Here is a 22,238-nt window from a genome sequence, read left to right on the forward strand (position 1 = left end):
CCGGCCTGGATGCGGCTACGGCCGTCGATCGAAGCGGCCGGACTTTCCCCAGATCCGGGGTGCCCGGCAGCCACTACCGAAGACCGCCCGATACAGGCAGGGCTGCTCCCTCGGACATACGTAGCGACTCGCTGGAACGGCGCACGCGGATCTGCGTGAACCGCACCACAGTGCCTGGGCCGAATGGGCCCAGAACTTCCTCACTGTACACCGGCCAATTCGCCACGATGCCCGGCCATGATGGGAACCTGTCGACGATTATCGAGGGCTCCGGTTCTAAGCCAATTCCAGTTCCGTGAAATCGTCGGCGACCTTCTCGAGCTCGCCCAACTCGTGGTCCCAGCAGAAGACCTCGTCGCGCAATGCCGAACCATTCACACCAGGCAACAAGACGAGCCGGTCGCCGCAACCGTTGGCCCCAATGGCGACGGCGTTGACCGGAAAGCCGAACCATTCCTTGGAGCTTGCCGTCTCGCGGACAATGTCATTGCAGGTCCGCTTCAGTCGCTGTTTGTCGCTCGTGTCGAAGAAGGGGTGCAAGTCCCAGACGTCCGACGACGTCTCGACAGCCCCACCGTTACCGGCCATCATCTTCGCCCGGAACGCCGCGGGGAAGGTAACTCCGAGCTTCTCCTCGGTGTCGAGGATGTACTTCTCAGCGACCGGGAAGGGCATCAACTTCTCCTGATGGAACGATCAAACTCACCCACTACGTCTGGGAACTGCCGCCGACGTCCTCCACACAGACAACGAACCGCCGTTCGGTGTAGGTGTAGCCCACACCGCTGGCGCACTGATCCACGGTGACCGGGGATGCGACATCTTGGAGAATCTGGGTGGCCCGTTGCCGGTGCGGCGCCGACGCGTCGTTGCAGCCCACTCGAAACGGGTCGGTCTTGTGGTCCGGGTCAACACTCATACAACTGCCCAGCACCCAGTCGACGTCCAGGCACAGGGTGCTGTTTGCGCCGCCCAGCACGTTGCGGCTGGAGTACGACGAATCCACGTCGGCCGGGCACTCCGTGTGGTCGGTCCCATCCTTGGCGACGGCAACGACCTTGAAGTTGGATTCCTCGCTGCCGCACGCGGCCTTGGTGGCCTGCGGCCGGTCCGGCGGTCCGGCAAGTTTGAGGCAGTCACCCACCGCCAGGTCGGCGGCCTTGGTGGTTGACGAGCAACCCACCAAGACGCCGGATGCCGGCACCGCCAGAGCCATCAGCACGGCCAAGAACAAGGCGCGCATCGCGCCGGGGGTCAGCGACGCAGGCCCAGCCGCTCAATGAGCGAGCGATAGCGCTGCACATCGATCTGGGAGATGTACTTGATCAGCCGGCGCCGGCGCCCCACCAGGAGCAGCAGTCCACGCCGCGAGTGGTGGTCGTGCTTGTGCACCTTGAGGTGCTCGGTGAGGTCAGAGATCCGCTTGGTCAGCAGCGCAATCTGCGCCTCCGGGGATCCGGTGTCGGTCTCATGAAGACCGTAGGAATTCAGAATTTCCTTTTTCTGCTCGGCAGTCAGCGCCACGAAACATCTCCATCAATTGGTCCGCGATCAGGGATTAGCCGGCGCGGCCACCGCGAACCGCAGCACGCGCCGATGTCGTCGGGCAGTCTAGCAGCGGTGTGGCCGACAGACACAAACGCCGCGGGTCAGCCGGTCGACAGCAGGACCCGGGTCCGTTCGGTATCCGCCCCGATCTCGGCGACCAATTCGGGCACGGAAGCGAATTTCTTCTGGCCTCGGATGCGGGCAACAAAGTCCAGCGCCACGTGCTGACCGTAGAGGTCCGCGGCGGTGTCCAGGACAAACGCCTCGACCGTGCGGGTGCGTCCGGAGAACGTCGGGTTGGTCCCGACCGAGACGGCCGCCTGGTAACGCTCCCCCGGTATGACCGCGCCGGTCACCGGGCCGTGTCCCAGGACGGTGAACCAGGCGGCGTAGACCCCGTCGGCCGGTATGGCCGAATACATCGGCGGCGCAACGTTAGCGGTGGGGAACCCCAGTTCGGCGCCACGCCCGTAGCCGCGGACCACGACGCCCTCGACGCGATGCGGGCGGCCCAGGGCTTCGGTGGCCGCCATGACATCACCGGCGTCCACACACGACCGGATGTAGGTGGACGAGAACGTCACGGTCTCGTTGCTGTGGTGCTCGGACACCAGCGACATGGCCTCCACGGCGAACCCGAATCGCTCGCCGGCGTGGCGCAGGGTGTCGACGCTGCCGGCCGCCTTCTTGCCGAAGGTGAAGTTCTCACCGACCACGACCTCGACCACGTGCAGGTGCTCGACCAGCAGTTCGTGGATGAAGCGATCCGGTGTGAGCTTCATGAAATCGGTGGTGAACGGCATCACCAGGAACACGTCGATGCCCAGCTCTTCGACCAATTCAGCGCGACGGGTCAGCGTCGTCAGCTGCGCCGGGTGGCTGCCGGGGTAGACCACTTCCATCGGGTGTGGATCGAAGGTCATCATCACGGTCGGCACGCCGCGCGCCCTGCCGGCCTTCACGGCGTGCGCGATCAACTCGGCATGCCCGCGGTGCACACCGTCGAATACCCCGACGGTGAGCACGCACCTGCCCCAGTCCGTGGGGATCTCGTCCTGGTCACGCCACCGCTGCACAACCGCAAGCCTACGGCGCGATGGGACCGCGGCGTACAGCATCGCTGGGGTTGGCGGGTCTTGCCGGCACTGTCCGAGCGGGTTCGGCGCGCGCTCGGACGGTCATCGGGGCCCACCGGGACACGCTCGTTTGGCGGGCTGGACCGCCGATCAGGCGTGGGTTGCCTAAACTTTCTCCTTGTGAGGGCTGACGAGGAGCCTGGCCGTCTCACCACGGTTGCCCAGGACTATCTGAAAGTCATTTGGACGGCGCAGGAGTGGTCGCGGGAAAGGGTCAGCACCAAGATGCTGGCGGAGAAGATCGGCGTGTCGGCCAGCACCGCTTCGGAGTCGATACGCAAACTCGCCGAGCAGGGCTTGGTCGACCACGAAAAGTACGGTGCAGTGACCCTGACCGACTCGGGGCGGCGAGCCGCGCTGGCGATGGTGCGCCGGCACCGGCTCTTGGAAACCTTCCTGGTCAATGAGCTCGGCTACGGCTGGGATGAGGTGCACGACGAGGCCGAGGTGCTCGAGCACGCGGTATCGGATCGCCTGGTGGCCCGGATCGACGCGAAGCTGGGCTTCCCGCGGCGGGATCCCCATGGTGATCCCATTCCCGCCTCCGACGGGCAAGTGCCCACCCCACCGGCCCGCCAGCTGTGGGCCTGTCGGGATGGTGACACCGCGACCGTGGCACGCATATCCGATGCCGACCCGGAGATGCTGCGGTATTTCGACAGTGTCGGGATCAACCTCGACTCGCAGCTGCGGGTCCTGACCCGGCGTGAGTTCGCCGGCATGATCTCGGTGGCGATCGAATCGGCCGACGGCGCCGCGAACACGGTCGATTTGGGGAGCCCCGCGGCGCGAGCGATCTGGGTGGTGGCCTGATCGGTCTGATCCGACCTCAGCCAAGAAGGCCCTTGGCGATGTGAGTTACCTGGACCTCATTGCTTCCGGCATAGATCATCAGCGACTTTGCATCGCGCGCAAGCTGTTCCACCCGGTACTCGGCCATGTAGCCGTTGCCGCCAAATAACTGGACGGCCTCCATCGCGACGTCGGTGGCGGCTTCGGAAGAGTACAGCTTGATCGCCGACGCTTCGGCCAGTGTCGGTTCCCTGCCCGCCTTGAGCTTCTCGAGTGTCTGAAAGACCATGTTCTCGACGTTGATTCGGGCCACCTCCATCTTGGCCAGCTTGAGCTGGATCAGTTGGAACTGCCCGATGTTCTTGCCCCACAACGTACGAGTCTTTGCGTAGTCCACGCACAATCGGTGACATTCGTTGATGATGCCCAGCGCCACCAGCGCCACCCCGAGACGTTCCACGGCGAAATTGGCACGGGCGCTCTCACGTCCGTCACCATCGCCGTGGTGTTCACTCTCGCCGAGCAGACGGTCCGGAGTCAGCCGCACGTTGTCGAAGAACAACTCACCGGTCGGCGAGGACATCATGCCCATTTTCTTGAATGGCTTGCCTTGCGTGAGGCCTGCCATACCCGATTCGAGCACAAAGATGAGTACCGGCCGGTCCCGCCGGTCCGAGGACGTGGCTCCGGCCTCGTCGAGTTTGGCGTGCACCAACAACACGTCGGCGTAACGACCGTTGGTGATGAAAGTCTTCTGACCGTTGAGGATGTAGTCGGCGCCGTCACGTTTGACGTGAGTCTTCATGCCGCCGAACGCATCCGAGCCGGAATCCGGCTCGGTGATCGCCCAGGCCGCGATCTTTTCCAGCGTCATCAACTCGGGCAACCAGCGCTGCTTCTGCGCCAGCGTGCCGCGGCTCATGATGGTCGCCGCGCCCAATCCAAGGCTCACCGCGACCGTGCTCAGCAAGCCGATGCTGACTCCGGCGAGCTCGGACACCAGCACCGCGGCCATCGACGCCTGGGGCCCCAGGCCACCCGAACCGCTGGTTCGGTGCCGCTTTTCGCCTTGGTTGGCGCGCTCGGCGTCCAATATCGACTTGACCGATTCGGCGGCCAGCACATCCAAACCGAACTGACTGAACAGCTTGCGCATGATCGGATACGGCGATAGCGCACCGGTTTCCAGTTCATCCAGATTTGGCCGAATCTCCCTGTCGATGAATTGACGAACCGCGTCGCGCATCATCAGATCTGTGTCGGACCACTCGATCATCGGAGCCGCCTCGCCGCCCGCTCGCCGCTCAGCGTTCGGCGCGCTGGTAGGCGGTGACCACGGCGGCGCCACCGAGCCCGATATTGTGCTGTAGCGCGGCCGTGACGTTGTCGACCTGCCTCCTGTCGGCGGTGCCACGAAGCTGCCAGGTGAGTTCGCAGCACTGGGCCAGACCGGTCGCACCGAGCGGATGCCCCTTGGAGATCAGCCCACCCGAAGGGTTGACCACCCAACGTCCGCCGTAGGTGGTGTCGCCGTTGTCGATCAGTTTGGGCGCCTCACCTTGGCCACACAGGCCCAGCGCTTCGTAGAGCAACAACTCGTTGGCCGAGAAGCAGTCGTGCAGCTCGATCACTTGAAAGTCTTCGGGGCCAAGTCCAGATTGTTGGTAAACGCGCTGTGCCGCTTGAACATTCATGTCGTATCCGATGAGGTTCTTGGCGCTGCCGTCGAAGGTCGACGCGAAGTCGGTGGTCATGGCCTGGCCGACGATCTCGACCGCTCGCCCGGCCAGCCCGTGGCTGTCGACGAAGGATTCCGACGCCAGGATCGCCGCCCCCGAGCCGTCTGAGGTCGGCGAACACTGCAGCTTGGTGAGTGGTTCGTAGATCATCCGCGACGCCAGGATGTCGTCGAGCGTGTAGGCCTCCTGGAACTGCGCGAACGGGTTGTTGACCGAATGCTTGTGGTTCTTGAAGCCAATCTTGGCGAAGTGCTCGGCCGTGCTGCCGTACTGCTGCATGTGTTCGCGTCCGGCGGCCCCAAACATCCAGGGAGTCAACAAAAACGCGAATTCGGCTATTTGGGCCAGCGCCTTGACGTGTTTGTCCATCGGTTGCGTGCGGTCGTCGTAGGACGAGGACAGCGAGCCCGGCTTCATCTTCTCGAAGCCCAGCGCGACGGTGCAGTCGGCGAGTCCGCCGCGGATCGCCTGTGCCGCCAGGAACAACGCGGTGGAACCGGTGGAGCAGTTGTTGTTGACGTTGACGACCGGAATGCCCGTCATACCCAGCTCGTAGACCGCCCGCTGACCCGACGTCGACTCTCCATAGACATAGCCGACGTAGGCGTGCTCGACTTCGCGGTACTCGATGCCGGCGTCATTGAGCGCGTTGGTTCCCGACTCGCGCGCCATGTCGGGATAATCCCAGCCTTCACGACGACCCGGCTTCTCAAACTTCGTCATGCCGACGCCGATGACAAAAACCCTGTTCGACCCGTTGTTAGGCATCTTTACCCCTACTACCCTTCCAGGCCCCCCTTAGCGGCTGAAAGGCCGGAACGACCCCTCTTGCACAGTGTGCAACCCGGCCGCATCGACTTTAGGGGCGGGTCCCCTACATCGTCGCCGGGCGGATCACCACCACCGACTTGGTGCGGCGCCCCTCGTCGCGCAACAGCGCAATCACCCGGCCATCGGCATCGCTGGCGGCGTAGATGCCGTCGATTCCGGCCGGTTCAAGGGGACGACCGTTGCCCACGGACTGAGATTCGTCGACGGTGAGGTCGCGGCGCGGAAACATCAGCAGGCAGGCCTGATCGAGGGTCAGGCTCAGCGCCGGCCGCTCGGCCAGCTCGTCGAGTGACGCGGCCTGGGACATGTCGAAGTGACTAACGCGAGTGCGCCGCAGCGACGTCAAATGGCCGCCCACATCGAGCGCCGCACCAAGATCGCGCGCCAGGGCGCGGATGTAGGTCCCTGACGAGCAGTCGACTTCGACGTCGATATCGATCACATCGGCGCCGCGCCGAAAATCCATCAGCTCGAATCGGTCGATGCGCACCGGGCGCGCCGCAAGCTCGACCGTCTGGCCTTCCCGGGCCAGTTGATACGCGCGCCGGCCGTCCACCTTGATCGCGCTGACCGCCGACGGAACTTGTCTGATGTCGCCAGTCAAATCCAAGATCGCCGCCGCGATTGCCTCGGGTGCGACATGTTCGGCGGACACCGAGGCCAGCCGCTCGCCTTCGGCGTCCTCGGTGGAGGTCGTCTGGCCCAACCGGATGGTGGCGGCGTACGACTTCGACGTGGCGGTCAGCAGGCCAAGGATCTTGGTGGCACGCTCGATGCCGATCACCAGCACACCGGTGGCCATCGGGTCCAGGGTTCCCGCGTGGCCGACCCGGCGGGTGCCAAAGATCCTGCGGCAGCGCCCAACCACGTCGTGGCTGGTCATTGCGCCCGGCTTGTCGACCACAACGATGCCCGGGCCAAAGCCGGGACCGGCGTTCTGCCGGCTCATAGCACGATCGCGGTCAGCACCAGCCCGCGCTCAACCGACCATCGACCGTGAAGTGTCGTCAGGGGCGGGCCCCACAGCGCACTCGGATCGATCAAGATGCGGGAGACAAAGCGGCCGGTCCGCCCCGAGTCGTCGGCCTCGAACGTGATGTGCGCGTCCTCGAATCCCAGCCACCGATTGGTCAGCGGAAACCATACTTTGTAGGTTGCTTCCTTGGCGCAGAACAGTATTCGGTCCCAGTGCAGGCCGTCCGGCATTGCCGACGGTATCTCGTCGCGCTCTTCGGGCAGGCTGATCGCATCGAGCACGCCGTTGGGCAACACGTCATGCGGTTCGGCGTCGATGCCCACCGAACGCACCGCGGCGCTGCGACCGACCACGGCACCGCGGTAGCCCGAGCAGTGGGTGAGGCTACCCACCACGCCGTCGGGCCAGCACGGTTGCCCCTTGTCGCCCTTGAGAATCGGCACCGGCGGCACACCGAGGTCGCCCAACGCGACGCGAGCACAGTGGCGGACGGTGATGAACTCGTTGCGCCGCTTGGCAACCGACCTGGCGATCAGTGGTTCCTCTTCGGGCAGCGGCACCAGGCCGGGCGGGTCCGAGTACAGCTCCGCATACGCCAGATCATCGACCACGGTGCCGGGTAGAACCGACGACACCAACATGCTGATTGTCACCGCTCCTGCCGCTGCCGCAGTCTTTCCCGGAACTTGGTGGCCTGCGCCCTCATCTCCGGAGTGATCACGAAATGACCGCCGAAGTCGTTGAGGTACCCCGGCGCGTACTGGGGGTCCGGCAACACCTGACGCAGCCAGCTGTAGGGCTTGCGTCGACGCCATTCCCGCGGGTAGCCCACCGACACCTCTTCAAAGCGCACGCCGTCATGCCATGTGGTGCGCGGGATGTGCAGATGGCCGTAGACCGAACACAGCGCGTTGTAGCGGGTATGCCAGTCGGCCGTCTTGGTGGTTCCACACCACATCGAGAATTCCGGGTAGAACATCGCGTCACACGGTTCGCGCAGCAGCGGGAAGTGATTCACCAGCACGGTGGGCTGCATCCAGTCGAGCTGTTCGAGACGGGCGCGGGTAGCGGCAAACCGCTCGCGGCACCAGGCATCCCGGGTGGCATAGGGCTCGGGCGAGAGCAGGAATTCGTCGGTGGCCACCACATTGCGTTGCTTGGCGATGGCCATACCCTCGGCTTTGGTGGTCGCGCCGCTGGGCAGAAACGAGTAGTCGTACAGCAAGAACATCGGCACGATGGTGGCCGGGCCACCCCGTTCGGTCCATACCGGGAAGGGGTGCTCGGGTGTCACCACGCCCATTTCGTCGCACATGTTGACCAGGTAGTCATAGCGCGCCCGGCCAAAAATCTGCATCGGATCGCGGGTGGTGGTCCAAAGCTCATGGTTTCCGGGCACCCAGATCACCTTTGCGAATCGCCGCCGCAGCAAGTCCAGCGACCAACGAATCTCGTCGGTGCGCTCGGCAACGTCGCCGGCGACGATCAGCCAGTCCTCTGGCGAGGAGGGGTACAGCGACTCGGTGACCGGCTTGTTGCCCATATGACCGGTGTGCAGATCGGAGACAGCCCACAACGTCGGCTGCGCCCCGCCGGTCGATTCGTGTCCTGTCACGACTCACCAGCCTAACGACCCGGTGAAGTGGAGACGAAATCCTTGGGTCCCGCACACCTCGGGCGCAGCGGCGGGGTTCAAGGCCCCAGGCTAAGGGGTCGGCGGTGGGCTGGGTGTGTCGGTCTCACTGATCCGGCAGTCCGACTGTGCCGTGAGCGATGAGGCCACCTGGGTGCCCAGTTTGAACTCGACGCCCCCGTGCCCGGCGAGGTAGACGTCATGGTCACCCGGCTTGTCCTTCATCACCCCAAAGGTGGTGGCACCGAACTGCTGCCCACCATCTTTGACAATCTGAACAGCCTGCGGCCACTTGTCGTCGGGAATCGGCCCGCTGAATCCGACCATGAAATACGCCGTTCTGGCCCTGGTCCACTCGTAATCGCCTCCACACCCATTCCAGCTGTCCACATCCATCGACCAGGTCAACCCCGGCACCAGGGTCGCGATCGCATCGGCCATCCGGGTCACCGCGGCGCGGTACTGATCCTTGGCCGCCTCCAACGAAGGCTTGGCCCGCAACGGGTTCTCCAGTTCAGCAACCTTCTCCGGACTCAACGGGCCCTCCTGCTCACCACCACGCCCAAGACCACCAGAACCACTGGAACCACATCCCAGCACCAGCACACAAACCAGCGCCAGCAACCCCACCAGCCGCCACCGCATCAATACCCCCCTTCACACCGCTGCGGCAAGCGCCGACAAGCACCGTCCGGCAACCGGCTACGGGGGCGGCGGTGGGCTGGGTGTGTCGGTTTCACTGATCCGGCAGTCCGACTGCGCCGTGAGCGATGAGGCCACCTGGGTGCCCAGTTTGAACTCGACGCCCCCGTGCCCAGCGAGGTAGACGTCATGGTCACCCGGCTTGTCCTTCATCACCCCAAAGGTGGTGGCGCCGAACTGCTGCCCACCATCTTTGACAATCCGAACAGCCTGCGGCCACTTGTCGTCGGGAATCGGCCCGCTGAATCCGACCATGAAATACGCCATTTTGGCGTTGGTCCAGACGTACTCGCCACCGCAATGATTCCAGCTGTCCACATCCATCGACCAGGTCAACCCCGGCACCAGAGCCGCGATCGCATCGGCCATCCGGGTCACCGCCGCGCGGTACTGATCCTTGGCCGCCTCCAACGAAGGCTTGGCCCGCAACGGGTTCTCCAGTTCAGCAACCTTCTCCGGACTCAACGGGCCCTCCTGCTCACCACCACGCCCAAGACCACCAGAACCACTGGAACCGCACCCCAGCACCAGCACACAAACCAGCGCCAACAACCCCACCAGCCGCCACCGCATCAATGCCCTCCCGCCAATACGTGGCCGGGCGCTGCCGGCATCCCGCCGCCCAGAACCGGCGGAAGCAACGGCGCGCCGACCTTATTGTCCGGCAGCCCAGCGGCGATCGCCGCCAGGTTATAGCCCGACATCCGCAGCTGTGGCTGCCCGGCGGCATCTTGGAAGACTCGCGGATAATCACCATGGGCATACACCCCGTCCCGCCAGATCCCACCGGGATCGAAACCGGCCTGTGACGACAACTCCGTCAAGCCGGGAGTCAGATACGGGTCCGGCCCCCAACCGTGCAGCGGGGCCAGCGGGGCCACCACGCCGGTGATCAAATCGTGCGGCGCCTGCATGACATAAGCATGCCCGTGCTCGAGTCCCAGTTGAGCCGGGCTGTAGAGCTCCAGGCCGGGTGAACCGTAGAACACGACATCGTTGACGGGATGCGCGCCATGGGCGTTGAGGTCCTGCAGGGCCAGCGACGCCGTCAACGAGCCATAGGAGTGCCCCAACACGGTGAGGTGGCCGGAGGGGTTATTGGCGCGCACCTGCTGCAAATACCTGGACAAATCGCCGGCGCCCGCACGTGCCTGCCCATCGGTCATGGTCTGCCACAGGTCACCCGCAGTTGCGGTGTCGAGCGGGTTGGGGGGCGGCTCATAGCCCATCCAGGCGATCGCGGCGACCGACGTCGGTTTGCCGGCATTCTTCAACTGCCGCATTTCTTCGCTTTGTAGATTCCGCGCCTCTGTGACCATGCCCGGCAGGGTGCCCCGGGTGGTGGAACCGACTCCGGGCACGGTCACCGAAACATTGGCTGCGGTGTCCGGATTACCCACAGCCACCGCAGCCAGCACCTGCTGGTGCGGGTCGTCCGGAACCCGCAACTGGGCCAGGTAGGTTTCCGGGGCGTTTCGCAGTGCCCGATCAACAGCATCTAGATCGCCCAGCCGGCCCTTGGCGGCGGTCAGCTGATCGCCAAGGGCGGCGAGCTGGCCCATCGCATCGCTGTCGAGGATGCCGTTGTTGTAGTCGCTGGCGGCCCGCGCCGCCAGCTGGTCATAGCGCCCCTGCAACTGCCCAATCCGGGCTCGCAGCTTGGCGCGTTCCTCACGCAACAGCTCCTCGTTGGCATCGCTGGCCCGCTGAGTCGGTGTCAGTCCCTCGGGTCCGACCGGCGCACCGGCCTCGGCCGGGATGGGCGAATCACCGTCGGCCATGTTGACCGCTGACGCCAATTCCTCGTCGATGGTGTTCGCCTCAACCACAATCGCCCCCAGGTCAGCCTGCAGCTCGGCTTGCTTGGCAAGCACCCGCGCCCATTCGGACTCGGTGTGGCGCAAGCCCGCAATCGGCACCACCCGGCTGCTCAGCGCATCGATCTGCAGTTCGGCGGCCGCGGCGGCATTGCGCAACGCGGCCAACTCCGATTGGACCTTCACAATCCCATCAGCGGCCCGATCCGCCGCCCTCGCAACTGCCAACGCTTCATTACCGTGGGCGTCGAGATCGCGGCGAAGTCCCGCGTTCTGATGCGCGGCAGCCTCGGCGGTCTTGCCACCGGAGTTGGCAAAATCGACAGCGTGGCCAGTTGACGCGACACCTCCAAGCTCACCTGGGCTCGGGCGGTGGCCGCGTGGAACACCTCCCGAACCGCTTGCGCGTCCCACCGATCGATATCGGCGACCGTCAGCGACATCGATCAAAACCAACGCCCACTTGGGCGAGCGCGCGGGCCCGCTCCTCCTCCGCCGCCGCATGCGCGACGGCGGCTTGATGCAGGCCGCGTGCATGATCGCCGATTCTGCTCAACAACGCCCTCGACATTTCCAACCAGTCGTCCATGGCGGCATTGAGAGCCAGCGCCGACGCGCCCTGCCACCCGGACTGAGCGGCCTGGATCCGATGATCGGACGACAAATGTCCGGCCGCCAAGTCCTCCCCCTGCCCGGTGACATGCGCCGCTGAGCGCACCCATTGCTCCGGGTTGATCTCAAACACCCAGACATTCTTGCGCTGGGCGCCACCAAGCGCACTTCATCGCGGGTCAGGGCGAAATTCGAGCTGCGCCACGCTCGAGTTGGCCACCAAGAAATCAACCCCCCGGACTAGAACAAGTTCTCGTTTGACTGTGGCGGCGCGGAGCCGACTTGTACACTCCGGGCAAAGGGACCGCCCAAAGGCAGGGGGTGTCGTGCTTACCAAAGTGCGTCTGGCCGGAGCGCTTGGCGCACTGGTCGCAGCGGCGGTGATCGGCTGGCAGGGCGTCGCGCCGGCCCCCACCAGAGGCGAAAACATCGATCTGCGCTCAACCACCGCGCCGCTGTCGAGCACGATGAAGAGCCCGATCGTGGAGACCAACAACGTACGCCCGTTCGACGCGTGCGAAGACATCCCGTTCGACGCCGTGCAGCGACTCGGTCTGGCCTACACGCCGCCTGAACACGAGGATGGGTTGCGGTGCCACTTCGATGCGGGCAACTACCAGATGGCCGTCGAAACGATCGTCTGGCGCACCTACGCTCAGACCCTGCCGCCGGATGCCATCGAGACCACTATCGCGGGCCACCGGGCGGCTCAGTACTGGGTGATGAAGCCGACCTATCACAACAGCTTCTGGTTCTCCTCCTGCATGGTCACCTTCAAAACCAGCTACGGGGTGATCCAGCAGTCGCTCTACTACTCCACCGTCTACTCCGAGCCCGATGTCGACTGCCAGGCAACCAACCTGCAGCGGGCAAATGAACTTGCCCCCTACTACGTTTTCTAGCTCCGCTAGCGAGCGTGGCTAACCTGGGGATATGAGCATCACTTCAACCCACGTCGGGCAGCCCACGCTGCGCGCCTTGACCAAACGAGTCGGCGGCAGCGCGGCCGGCGGCGCTCTCGGCGGCTTATTGGGCCTACCGCGCGCGACCACTCGCTACACCGTGAGCCGCGTCGGAGTCCCGATGCGCGACGGTGTCCACCTGGTGGCCGACCACTACTGCCCCACAACGTCGCGACCTGCCGGGACCGTGCTGGTCCGCGGACCCTACGGGCGCGGATTTCCGTTCTCGTTGGTGTTCGCCCGCCTGTATGCCGCCCGCGGCTACCACGTCGTGCTGCAGAGCGTGCGGGGAACCTTCGGGTCCGCCGGGCAGTTCGAGCCAATGGTCAACGAGGAGACCGACGGCGCGGACACCGTCGAGTGGCTGCGCCGGCAGCCCTGGTTCACCGGCCGGTTCGCCACCATCGGGGTGTCCTACCTGGGGTTCACCCAGTGGGCGTTGTTGCAGGATCCGCCTCCGGAGCTGGCCGCGGCGGTGATCACCGCGGGCCCCCACGACTTGCGGTCCTCGGTCTGGGGCACCGGCTCGTTTGCCATCAACGACTTCCTGGGCTGGAGCGAGTTGGTCGCCCGCCAGGAGGATCCGGTGCGCATCCGGACCGGAATCCGCCAACTGACCGCCCCGCGCCGGGTGGCGCGAGCGGCGGCCGAATTACCGATGGGTGAATCGGCCAGGACGCTGCTCGGTACGGGGGCGCCGTGGTTCGAATCGTGGCTCGAGCACACCGACCACAGCGATCCGTTTTGGGACCGGATGCGCTCCCCGGACGCATTGGACCGGGTGCAGGTTCCGGTACTTCTGGTCGGCGGTTGGCAAGACGTCTTTGTGCAACAAACGTTGCAGCAGTATCGGCATCTGCGCGACCGCGGCGTGGACGTCGCGCTGACCATCGGCCCCTGGACTCACTCGCAGCTACTCAGCAAAGGGCTGGCCGTCAGCGCACAAGAGACGTTGGACTGGCTCGACACCCACCTGGGCGGCACGGCCGAGTTGCGCCGGCCCGACGCGGTTCGCGTGTACGTGACCGGCGAGGGCTGGCGCCACCTTTCGGACTGGCCGCCGAAAACCACTGACCATGAGCTCTACCTGCACCCCACCGGCCGCCTCAGCGAGATCGCGCCGCCCGACGCAACGACACCGGCAACGTTCCGCTACGACCCCACCGATCCCACCCCGACCATCGGCGGCCCGCTGTTGTCCTCCAAAGCCGGCTATCGCAACGACAGTCGGCTCGCGTCACGCAATGACGTGCTCACCTTTACCGGCTCCGCGCTGACCCATGATCTGTGGATTCACGGGCACCCGGTGATCGAGTTGACCCACAGCTCGGACAATCCCAACGTCGACGTGTTTGTCCGGATCAGTGAGGTCGACAGCAACGGGCGATCCCGCAACGTCAGTGACGGTTACCAGCGACTGGGCGACGCGCCCGAAACGATCCGCATCGAACTCGATCCGATCGCTCACCGCTTCAAGGCCGGCTCGCGTATTCGCGTCTTGATTGCGGGCAGCTGGTTCCCGCGTTATGCCCGCCACCTGGGCACCGACGAGCCGACCCTGACCGGACGGCAGGTGCAACCGGCCACCCACTCGGTGTACTTCGGCCAGTCGCGGCTGCTGCTGGGTGTCGACCAGTCAGCCAACGACATCACGGACGCGGGCAGCGACGAATCACCCGAATGACGCGTCCGCACGGGATCTGCGATTTTGACGAATTAGCCTGGCAGTCAATGCGATTCGGCCGAGAGAGCCGAAATGGCGGCTCGACGGGCTTGGCCCGGAGATGCGCCGACCGCGGATTGAAATGCGCAGTAGCGCAGTGCAGCACGTCAACGATCAATGAGCGCCCAACGCGGGCGCTAGCATCCCTGAACTCCCCCGCCGCGGCACGGTCGGTCAGCAAAATCTGGAGCCGGCGGTTTCCGCCTCTGCACCTCAATAGCACTGCTTTCCATAGCATTTGGGATATCTGCCCGTCATTGATTGCAGCGTCGCGCGATTTGGCTGGGGTGCAGACCCGCGCTGCCTGTGTGGTTCGCGTCCGCGACCGGCTCTGGGTATGCTCGGCTCCCGTCGAGTTCAAGACCGACTTGCTCACACGGCGCAAGCCGCCGGACCCGTACCGATTGGACGGGGTCAAGCCCACCCATGATGGAACTATTGACGATTTGGTGCGTTACATGATCGAGGTATTGACCAGTTGTTCGCTGGGCGGCGCGGGCGCTGTGGTGCCCACCGCCGCGCGATCCGCCCTCAGCGCAGCCGACTTCGGAGTCGAACGGCCCACCGTGCCGGGCGCACGACGTTCACCTGGGGGTTCGCTCACGTGAAGGCCGACCAGAATGCCCACCGGGCCGATGTGACCCCGGCGTTTCAGACTCGAGCGCGCCGCGGTCGGCTCTTAACCCGATTCTGCACCGTTGTTGCAGCCGGGATGCTGACCGCTTCCGCCGTGGCACCGAGCCAGGCGACCCCGGCAGCGGCCGATCGCTGCGATGGTGGACCAGGTTGGGAGTTCACGTCTGACGAGTTCGACAACTCGTATGGCCGGCACGCCTTCGTCGGCAACGGCTACCTGTCGCAACAAGTGCCGCCGGCGGGCATGGGGTATGCGCAGACCGGTGAGGAGACCGGATTCCCCCTCTTCACACCGCGTTTCGACGGCGCTTTCACCGCGGGCTTGTACTCCGTGGCTCCGACCAAGCAGAGCTCCGTGCCCCGGCGTGCCATCGCGGCGATACCCACGTGGTCGACGTTGGAGGTACAGCAAGGCGCCCACAAGTACTCGCCCGATGTGTCCCCGAACCAGGTGTCGAATTTTCGGCAGACGCTCAACGTCAGGTGCGGGCTACTGCGCACGTCGTTGACGTGGACGACACCAGACGGGCGCGCGACGGACCTGGAGTACCAGGTGCTGGCCGATCGAGCGAACCCGCACGTCGGGGCGGTGCGCCTGAAGATGACGCCGCACTGGAGCGGACCGGCTCAGGTCGTCGACCGCATCGATGGGGCCGGAGCACGGCGGGTACAGCCGACCGGGTCTGGTGCCGACGAAAACACCATTCATGTCGGCTTTTCCACCGACGGGGTGGGTGTGAACGGCGCGGTCGCGTCAACGCTGCAGGCCGGTCCGTCAGCAAAGGTGCGCGAACACCACCACCGCGCCGACGGTCTGACCGCTGAGCATGCCGTCGATTTCCAAGTCGAACCGGGTCACACCTACGAATTCGCAAAGTTCGTGGGCGTGGACACCAGGCGCCGAGATGCCTCGACCGCGGTGCGGTTCTCCCGGGATGCTGCCGAGCGCGGTTGGGGCAATGTGTTCGCGACGCATGCCGAGCAGTGGTCGCGGCTGTGGCGAAGCGACGTCCGAGTTGTCGGGCGTCCACAGCTGCAGGACGCGTTGCGTTCAACGAACTACGCCCTGCTGTCCAGCATCCGTGGGGGTCAGGCCAGCAGCGTCGCGCCGGCCGGGCTGAGCAGTGACAACTACGCCGGGCTGATCTTTTGGGATACCGAGCTGTGGATGTACCCGAATCTGCTGCTCGCGCACCCCGAAATCGCGCGCAACATCATCGATTACCGGGTGACAACGCTGCCGGCAGCGCGCCGTAACGCGCAATCGATCGGCGAGAAGGGCGCTTTCTACCCGTGGACGAGTGCGGACACCGGCGATGTATACGCCGACTGCCACAGCTGGGATCCGCCGCACTGCCTGACCCAAAACCATCTGCAAAGTGACGTCGGGTTTGCCATGTGGCAGTACTACCTGGCCACCGGCGACCGGCAATGGTTACGCCACGACGGCTGGCCGGTCCTGCAGGCGGTCGCCGAGTACTGGGCCGGCCGCGTGCGGGTCAATCGTGACGGGAGCTACTCGGTTGCCAACGTCGCCGGGCCCGACGAGTACAGCAACGGTGTCACCGATGGCGTGTTCACCAACGCGGGCGCCGCCATGGCGCTCACCCGCGCCACCGAAGCGGCGCGGCTGATTGGCGAAACGGCACCCCCGCGATGGGAACAGATCGCCGAACACCTGCGGATTCCGTTCGACCAGAGCCACAAGGTGTTCATGCAGTACGACGGCTACCGAGACAGCACGATCAAGCAGGCCGACTCCGTATTGCTCCAATATCCGTTGGAGTGGCCGATGTCACGTGAAGCCGCGACCAACACCCTCGACTTCTACGCACCGCGCACCGACCCGGACGGTCCTGCCATGACGGATGCCGTGCACGCAATCGACGCGGCCGCCACCGGCGAACCGGGGTGTGCGACCAACACCTACCTGGACCGTTCCGTGCTGCCATACCTCAGAGCGCCATTCGCGCAGCTTTCGGAAACTCGCGATGACAGTGGCAGTGCGCGCACCGGGCCTCCGGCGTTTAGCTTCCTGACCGGCGGCGGCGGATTCACGCAGGTGTTCACCTTCGGCCTGACCGGCCTGCGACTGCGCGCCGACGGCATCGTCGTCGACCCGATGCTGCCGCCGCAGCTCGCCGACGGCGTGGAAGTTGCCAACCTGCATTGGCAGGGCCGCACCTTCGACATCGCCATCGGGCCCCAGACCACACAGGTCAGCCTTCGCGACGGTGAGCCATTCACGGTGCACGCCACGGACGGGGACCATGTGGTGAGCGCGCAAGAGCCGCTGGTCCTCCAGACCCGGCGCCCGGATCTCACACCGACCAGCGATGTCGCTCGGTGCCGACCCGCGACCGCCACATCGGAGGAGCCGGGACGGTACGCCGAGGCTGCGGTCGACGGCAACAACGCGACCAGCTGGGCGCCCAACGGAACCGTGGGCTCCCTCACTGTCGACTTGGGCCAGCCACGGCAGCTCACCAAGATCGCGACGACGTGGACTGATGTTGCGCCGAGCTCCTTGCGCCTGTTCACCTCCGTTGATGGTGAGCATTTCAGCGAAACGGGGACCGAGCTTACGCCGCCGCGGCTAGCCCGCTACGTGAAACTGGAAGTCACCGGGCCAGCGCAGCAACATGTCGGATTGCGTGAATTGGTGGTAACCGATCGGAGTTGACGTTGCGGGTTTCAGGCGCCGGCTAGTCAGCCGACGGCATCACGGACGCGGGCAGCGACCTGCGATAGCAGCGCCTCGTCGTGCACCGGTGCCGCCTTGCTCGGCGCAATCGGCAACCGGACCCAACTGGTGCACCCCCCGAACTCCGGAACGCGGCGCACCCGCACGGGCTCGGCGAGCGGGATCGCCGACACCACCAGCACGGCAAGCTTGTGTTTGGGCCGGAAGTCGAGCCGCTCGGACCGTACCGACTCTGCGGTCCAGATGTGCAGATCCTCGATTTCTCCCAGCCCCTCCGGACGGTTGACGGGCAGTGCGGCAACAACTTTCGCTGCCGCACGGATCAGCAGGTGGTCGTCGGTGCTATCGGCAGCGGCGGCGGTAAGTAGATCCCGGCGCTCGGGTCGAACCCGCTCGGTGTGGCTGTGCGCCACCGTCGGAAACAGCAAAAACTCTTGCGCCGCAACCTCGAATCGCTTCTCACCGATGCCCCCCTTGCGCAGCAGCACCTTCTGGCGCCCGTCCAGTAGCGCGTGCACCGCGGCGCTCCACTCCTTCAGCGCGGGCGTCATGGCGATTGCGAGCCCGCCAACCGCGCCACCACCTCTGGTCGGCGCAACGGCGGAACCGTCTTTGGCGGCTGCCGCCGGGGGGCTAGCCCGGCGAGCAACCGTGTCGTTGTCGCAGTGATTTCGGCGACCGCGGCTTCAAACGCTTCCGCGTTAGCAGCCGAGGGATGGGTGATCCCGCTGACTTTGCGCACATACTGGCGCGCCGCGGCCGCGATTTCCTGGGCAGTGGCCGGCGGCTCCAGCCCGCGCAGTTCGGTGATGTTCCGGCACATACCTCCACGATAGGCACCATGGGTCCGCTCGACCCCGCTACCCGCCAGCAGGAGTGCGTTGCATCACCCGATAGCGGAATCCGTATTTCTGCTCCGCCACGGCGGTATTCCTGCCGGCCGCTGTCAGCGGCATGCCCTGCAGGTATGCGTTCGACTTCGCACTCGCCACCGAGCCGGCCAGGTCGAGCTGCTCATCGGCGGCGGCGTTGGCGAATTCTCGAACCCCAGCACCCCAACTGCTCGGCGTCGACAGGGATCCCGTCAACCGCGCCTTGCCCATTGCCGCCGACACCGGGCGGGTCAGCGTGCCCAAATCCTCCTCGAACTCCGCGGCGGCCCCGCCATGGGCGCCGTGCAGCATCGACCCCCAGTTGTCAACGACAGAGGATCCCGAGCCCCCGGCGCCACTGGCGGTCCCGGGAATGGCTTGCAGCGCTATCGATGTGGAAGACTGCACCATCCCCAAGGCGAAGTAGCTTTGCCCCAACAGCCGGACCACCGTGGTCCTTTCGGCGGGCGTGATGCCGGGCAGGTGCGCTTCGAGCCATTGCGCCAACGCCGCGAGCCGCGGGAGGGCGACGGGTCGCCGGGTCGCCGCCAACAGCGTTGACCCGCCAGCCACCGCGGTTGTGGTGGCGGCTTTTCCCATCGCGGATGCTTGCCACAGCGGTCCAGGCAGGTTGGTCGTCGCGGGCGGCGGCACGAAGGGGGTCAGCCTGGTGGCGGTCGCCGAGGATGCGGCGTAGCCGTACATCGCGACGGCGTCCTGGGCCCACATCTCGGCGTATTGGGCCTCCGTGACCGCGATCGCCGGGGTGTTCTGACCGAAGAAGTTGGTGACGATGAGCGTCGTCAACAAGACCCGGTTAGCCGCGACCACGGGCGGGGGCACGGTCATGACGAATGCCGCCTCATAGGCGGCCGCGGCCGACCGCGCCTGACTGGCGGTCCGTTCGGCCCGGATGGCGCTGGCGCGCAACCATGCCACATACGGGGCGGACGCACCCACCATCGAAGCCGCCGCCGGACCGACCCACGGCCCACTCGTCAGCTCGGAAATCACCGATGTATAGCCGGAGGCCAGCACACCGAGCTCGAAGGCGACCGCATCCCATGCCGCCGCGGCCGCCAGCATGGATCGCGAGCCTGGGCCGAAATACATCAGCGCAGAGTTGATTTCGGGTGGTCGTGCCCCATAGTCGGCATGGGCCATCAGCGCTTTCCCGATTGGATGCGGTCGCCTGAATACAGGAAAGTCTGCATCGGGAACATCGCCATAGGTTGGGTCAGCACTTGTGTCCTGGCTGTCGGGCGGGACCGTTATCACGTTGGTCGCGATCACGTTTCAGCCGGCAAAGGGTGGGCGTACCATCACGGTGGGGCGGACACCGTATCGGGGACCCGAACCGGATGCGCCGAGCCCGGGACCGCCAAGCGGCATGCCCCCCAACAGGTTCCCGGCGCCTCCACCGTCGGGTGCGAACTTGAGCGTCTCGATCGGCATGCGTGCTGGCATGGACTCGAGATCCGGGACGGACTGCGCCCACGACGGCGGCACCGACAACCGCCCCAGCGACGCGGAGTGCCCCAGATGTGCCGATACCTGCCCGCCGCCGTCAATCAGGCCGCCCAGACCGGCTAACCCACTGGCGGCGCCGCCAGTGGCCGCCGCGGTGGTGCCGCTGAGCAATCCCAGGGTCTTGCTCATCTGAATGAAGTTGTTCGCCATCCCAATGCCGAAATAGGGCAAGCCCTCGGTGTTGTAGAAAAAGCCGGCATATGGCTGCAAATCGGTGAGCAGCGCCGAAATCGAGGTGGGGAAAGTCGTTCCGAACAAGATTTGCCACAGCCAACCCAGCGGGGAGTCTGGTGTGGTCGAGGCTGCAAGGGGCGCAACAATGCCATGCAACGCCTTGGGGATCTCCGAAATTAGCCGCGACAGCGTTGTTTGACTGGTGCCGGCCAATGTTGCCGCCGAGTGTGCGACCGCAGCGATCTGCCCGGAACCGGCGCCGGGGCTAACGATCTGCTGCGGCTGCGTGAACGGGGTCAACTCCGTGGCCGACGAGGTGGCCGCGGCGTACTCGTACATGGCCGCGGCGTCTTGAGCCCACATCTGGCCGTACTCGGTTTCCAAGGCGGTAATCACCGCGGTGTTCTGACCGAAGACATTCGATGCGATCAGCTCGGCCAACCGCACCCGATTCGCCGAGATCAGCGGCGGTGGCACCACCGCGCCAAACGCGGTCTCGTAGGCCGCCGCCGAGGCTCTGGCCTGCATCGCCGTGTGCTCGGCCTGTGCGGCGGTGGCCCGCATCCAGACCACATAGGGCGCGACCGCATCTGCCATCGCCACCGACGCCGGGCCCAGCCACCCTTCCTCGACCAGCCCGATGACCAGGGATTCATAGCTGGTCGCCGCCTAATTCAACTCCGCGGCAACGCGGTTCCAGACCGATGCCGCAGCGGTCATCGACGTCGACCCCGGACCCATATACATAAGCGCGGAGGTGACTTCAGGCGGTCTGCGCCCAAAATCCATCTCTTCGTCTCCTCACCTCGGAAGTAGCAGCGGTTACGAGATCTGCGCCGGCTGTGCCGCAGACACCCAAAAAGCGAGCCCGTCAACAGTTTTCCTACAAACCAGTTGCTATATGCAGTAATTGGCCGCTCGCAGGAAACGGTAGCGTCTATTCACGCGAAACCCAAGTGGGTTCAACACTGTTCACCGTTGATACACCACCCAGCCACTCCAAATTCGGCGCCGAGGGCTGCGGCCCCTTCCTGCCAACCAGCCGGATAGGGGTCCTTGCCAGCGCCGACTACGGTGAAATCATGACCAACGAAATCCTGCTGATTGATACTGCTGAGCGGGTGCTCACTTTGACCCTCAACCGCCCGCAATCACGCAATGCTCTATCGGCGGCCCTGCGGGATCAGTTTTTCGCGGCTCTCGCCGCGGCCGAGACCGACGACGACGTCGACGTCATCATCCTCACCGGCACCGATCCGGTGTTCTGCGCCGGACTGGATCTCAAGGAGCTCGGCGGGCAATCAGCACTGCCCGACATCTCGCCGCGCTGGCCGGCCCTCACCAAACCGGTGATCGGAGCCATCAACGGTGCCGCGGTGACGGGCGGACTCGAACTCGCCTTGTACTGCGACATCCTGATCGCCTCCGAGCAGGCACGCTTCGCCGACACTCACGCGCGAGTCGGACTGTTGCCCACCTGGGGCCTCAGCGTGCGGTTGCCCCAGAAGGTGGGCGTGGGCCTGGCCCGGCGCATGAGCCTCACCGGGGACTACCTTTCGGCCACTGACGCGCTGCGCGCGGACCTGGTCACCGAGGTCGTGGAGCACCAGCAACTGCTGCCCGCCGCACGCCAGGTCGCGGCGTCCATCGTTGGCAACAACCAGAACGCGGTCCGAGCCTTACTCGCGTCCTACCATCGCATCGATGATTCTTCGACCGCGCAGGGGCTGTGGCTGGAAGCAACTGCCGCTAGAGAATTCCGGACCAGCGGCGACGATATCGCGGCCAACCGCGAGGCTGTCCTCAATCGCGGACGTTCCCAAGTGCGGTAGCGATCACACCGCGCTTGCC

General features: G+C 65.4%; 20 protein-coding genes and 2 pseudogenes. 5 read left to right on the forward strand and 17 right to left on the reverse strand.

Annotation, left to right across the window (positions count from 1 at the left end; all coding sequences use genetic code 11):
- Positions 1-276 precede the first annotated feature (276 nt).
- The 4 genes from SHTP_RS16810 to SHTP_RS16825 all read right to left on the reverse strand — a co-directional run bounded on the left by SHTP_RS16810 (position 277) and on the right by SHTP_RS16825 (position 2,624).
- Positions 277-675, reverse strand: coding sequence for an SMI1/KNR4 family protein (locus SHTP_RS16810; protein ID WP_096371205.1), 399 nt, complete (start codon positions 673-675; stop codon positions 277-279).
- A 34-nt stretch (positions 676-709) separates the two neighbouring features.
- A complete protein-coding gene (gene lppU, locus SHTP_RS16815) occupies positions 710-1,243 on the reverse strand; it encodes an LppU family putative lipoprotein (RefSeq protein ID WP_096371206.1) in 534 nt (177 codons plus the stop codon).
- 11 nt (positions 1,244-1,254) lie between these two features.
- Positions 1,255-1,524 carry a 30S ribosomal protein S15 gene (rpsO, locus tag SHTP_RS16820; RefSeq protein WP_011740180.1) on the reverse strand — a complete coding sequence of 90 codons (270 nt, stop codon included), beginning with the start codon at positions 1,522-1,524 and terminating at the stop codon, positions 1,255-1,257.
- Between the two features lie 125 nt (positions 1,525-1,649).
- Complete coding sequence (locus SHTP_RS16825; protein ID WP_197706253.1) at positions 1,650-2,624, reverse strand: bifunctional riboflavin kinase/FAD synthetase; 975 nt, start codon at positions 2,622-2,624, stop codon at positions 1,650-1,652.
- Positions 2,625-2,804: 180 nt separating this feature from the next.
- Here SHTP_RS16825 and mntR point away from each other — a divergent pair, with 180 nt between their 5' ends.
- Positions 2,805-3,497: a manganese-binding transcriptional regulator MntR gene (mntR, locus tag SHTP_RS16830; RefSeq protein ID WP_096371208.1), complete on the forward strand. Its 693-nt coding sequence runs from the start codon at positions 2,805-2,807 to the stop codon at positions 3,495-3,497.
- A gap of 16 nt (positions 3,498-3,513) precedes the next feature.
- On the opposite strand, the gene SHTP_RS16835 is transcribed toward mntR, so the two are convergent.
- The 9 genes and pseudogenes from SHTP_RS16835 to SHTP_RS16880 form a co-directional block, all read right to left on the reverse strand.
- Complete coding sequence (locus SHTP_RS16835; protein ID WP_096372525.1) at positions 3,514-4,752, reverse strand: acyl-CoA dehydrogenase family protein; 1,239 nt, start codon at positions 4,750-4,752, stop codon at positions 3,514-3,516.
- Positions 4,753-4,780: 28 nt separating this feature from the next.
- Positions 4,781-5,983 carry a lipid-transfer protein gene (locus SHTP_RS16840; protein WP_096371209.1) on the reverse strand — a complete coding sequence of 401 codons (1,203 nt, stop codon included), beginning with the start codon at positions 5,981-5,983 and terminating at the stop codon, positions 4,781-4,783.
- 106 nt (positions 5,984-6,089) lie between these two features.
- Positions 6,090-6,995, reverse strand: coding sequence for a tRNA pseudouridine(55) synthase TruB (truB, locus tag SHTP_RS16845; protein ID WP_096371210.1), 906 nt, complete (start codon positions 6,993-6,995; stop codon positions 6,090-6,092).
- Positions 6,992-7,675 (reverse strand): 4'-phosphopantetheinyl transferase PptT, encoded by a 684-nt coding sequence (gene pptT / locus SHTP_RS16850; protein WP_012393710.1) that lies wholly within the window; start codon positions 7,673-7,675, stop codon positions 6,992-6,994. The genes truB and pptT overlap by 4 nt, the downstream gene beginning before the upstream one ends.
- Positions 7,672-8,637 carry an ACP phosphodiesterase PptH gene (locus SHTP_RS16855; RefSeq protein ID WP_071498185.1) on the reverse strand — a complete coding sequence of 322 codons (966 nt, stop codon included), beginning with the start codon at positions 8,635-8,637 and terminating at the stop codon, positions 7,672-7,674. Before SHTP_RS16855 ends, pptT begins: the two co-directional genes overlap by 4 nt.
- A 90-nt stretch (positions 8,638-8,727) precedes the next feature.
- Positions 8,728-9,300 (reverse strand): LppA family lipoprotein, encoded by a 573-nt coding sequence (locus SHTP_RS16860; protein ID WP_096371211.1) that lies wholly within the window; start codon positions 9,298-9,300, stop codon positions 8,728-8,730.
- Between the two features lie 57 nt (positions 9,301-9,357).
- Entirely contained in the window at positions 9,358-9,930 is a 573-nt protein-coding gene (locus SHTP_RS16865) for an LppA family lipoprotein (protein ID WP_096371212.1), read from the reverse strand.
- Positions 9,930-11,617: pseudogene (locus SHTP_RS28185) on the reverse strand (alpha/beta hydrolase family protein). Before SHTP_RS28185 ends, SHTP_RS16865 begins: the two are co-directional and overlap by 1 nt.
- Positions 11,608-11,919 carry a WXG100 family type VII secretion target gene (locus SHTP_RS16880; protein ID WP_011740170.1) on the reverse strand — a complete coding sequence of 104 codons (312 nt, stop codon included), beginning with the start codon at positions 11,917-11,919 and terminating at the stop codon, positions 11,608-11,610. Before SHTP_RS16880 ends, SHTP_RS28185 begins: the two are co-directional and overlap by 10 nt.
- 193 nt (positions 11,920-12,112) lie before the next feature.
- On the opposite strand from SHTP_RS16880, the gene SHTP_RS16885 reads away from it, so the two are divergent.
- The 3 genes from SHTP_RS16885 to SHTP_RS16900 all read left to right on the forward strand — a co-directional run bounded on the left by SHTP_RS16885 (position 12,113) and on the right by SHTP_RS16900 (position 17,790).
- Entirely contained in the window at positions 12,113-12,688 is a 576-nt protein-coding gene (locus tag SHTP_RS16885) for a hypothetical protein (protein ID WP_015355268.1), read from the forward strand.
- Positions 12,689-12,719: 31 nt separating this feature from the next.
- On the forward strand, positions 12,720-14,432 hold the full coding sequence (locus tag SHTP_RS16890; RefSeq protein WP_096371214.1) for a CocE/NonD family hydrolase: 1,713 nt from the start codon (positions 12,720-12,722) through the stop codon (positions 14,430-14,432).
- Between the two features lie 643 nt (positions 14,433-15,075).
- Positions 15,076-17,790: a discoidin domain-containing protein gene (locus SHTP_RS16900; protein ID WP_096371215.1), complete on the forward strand. Its 2,715-nt coding sequence runs from the start codon at positions 15,076-15,078 to the stop codon at positions 17,788-17,790.
- Between the two features lie 26 nt (positions 17,791-17,816).
- Here SHTP_RS16900 and SHTP_RS16905 read toward each other — a convergent pair whose 3' ends face one another.
- The 4 genes and pseudogenes from SHTP_RS16905 to SHTP_RS16920 form a co-directional block, all read right to left on the reverse strand.
- On the reverse strand, positions 17,817-18,362 hold the full coding sequence (locus tag SHTP_RS16905; protein WP_096371216.1) for a DUF1802 family protein: 546 nt from the start codon (positions 18,360-18,362) through the stop codon (positions 17,817-17,819).
- Positions 18,359-18,634 (reverse strand): DUF2277 domain-containing protein, encoded by a 276-nt coding sequence (locus SHTP_RS16910; protein WP_096371217.1) that lies wholly within the window; start codon positions 18,632-18,634, stop codon positions 18,359-18,361. The genes SHTP_RS16905 and SHTP_RS16910 overlap by 4 nt, the downstream gene beginning before the upstream one ends.
- 37 nt (positions 18,635-18,671) lie before the next feature.
- Positions 18,672-19,847 (reverse strand): PPE family protein, encoded by a 1,176-nt coding sequence (locus tag SHTP_RS16915; protein WP_096371218.1) that lies wholly within the window; start codon positions 19,845-19,847, stop codon positions 18,672-18,674.
- A gap of 132 nt (positions 19,848-19,979) precedes the next feature.
- A pseudogene (locus tag SHTP_RS16920) lies at positions 19,980-21,176 on the reverse strand (PPE family protein).
- Between the two features lie 293 nt (positions 21,177-21,469).
- On the opposite strand from SHTP_RS16920, the gene SHTP_RS16925 reads away from it, so the two are divergent.
- Positions 21,470-22,219: an enoyl-CoA hydratase gene (locus tag SHTP_RS16925; protein ID WP_096372527.1), complete on the forward strand. Its 750-nt coding sequence runs from the start codon at positions 21,470-21,472 to the stop codon at positions 22,217-22,219.
- Positions 22,220-22,238 lie beyond the last annotated feature (19 nt).

The sequence above is a fragment of the Mycobacterium ulcerans subsp. shinshuense genome (genome assembly GCF_002355775.1).
Lineage (GTDB): Bacteria > Actinomycetota > Actinomycetes > Mycobacteriales > Mycobacteriaceae > Mycobacterium > Mycobacterium marinum.

Excerpts from the sequence above, each read along its gene's own strand:
- SHTP_RS16810 (WP_096371205.1), bottom strand. The coding sequence starts at position 675 with ATGCCCTTCCCGGTCGCTGAGAAGTACATCCTCGACACCGAGGAGAAG.
- lppU (WP_096371206.1), bottom strand. The coding sequence starts at position 1,243 with ATGCGCGCCTTGTTCTTGGCCGTGCTGATGGCTCTGGCGGTGCCGGCA.
- SHTP_RS16925 (WP_096372527.1), top strand. The coding sequence starts at position 21,470 with ATGACCAACGAAATCCTGCTGATTGATACTGCTGAGCGGGTGCTCACT.
- SHTP_RS16905 (WP_096371216.1), bottom strand. The coding sequence starts at position 18,362 with ATGACGCCCGCGCTGAAGGAGTGGAGCGCCGCGGTGCACGCGCTACTG.
- SHTP_RS16910 (WP_096371217.1), bottom strand. The coding sequence starts at position 18,634 with ATGTGCCGGAACATCACCGAACTGCGCGGGCTGGAGCCGCCGGCCACT.
- SHTP_RS16860 (WP_096371211.1), bottom strand. The coding sequence starts at position 9,300 with ATGCGGTGGCGGCTGGTGGGGTTGCTGGCGCTGGTTTGTGTGCTGGTG.
- truB (WP_096371210.1), bottom strand. The coding sequence starts at position 6,995 with ATGAGCCGGCAGAACGCCGGTCCCGGCTTTGGCCCGGGCATCGTTGTG.
- SHTP_RS16865 (WP_096371212.1), bottom strand. The coding sequence starts at position 9,930 with ATGCGGTGGCGGCTGGTGGGGTTGTTGGCGCTGGTTTGTGTGCTGGTG.
- SHTP_RS16890 (WP_096371214.1), top strand. The coding sequence starts at position 12,720 with ATGAGCATCACTTCAACCCACGTCGGGCAGCCCACGCTGCGCGCCTTG.
- SHTP_RS16840 (WP_096371209.1), bottom strand. The coding sequence starts at position 5,983 with ATGCCTAACAACGGGTCGAACAGGGTTTTTGTCATCGGCGTCGGCATG.
- SHTP_RS16915 (WP_096371218.1), bottom strand. The coding sequence starts at position 19,847 with ATGGCCCATGCCGACTATGGGGCACGACCACCCGAAATCAACTCTGCG.
- SHTP_RS16835 (WP_096372525.1), bottom strand. The coding sequence starts at position 4,752 with ATGATCGAGTGGTCCGACACAGATCTGATGATGCGCGACGCGGTTCGT.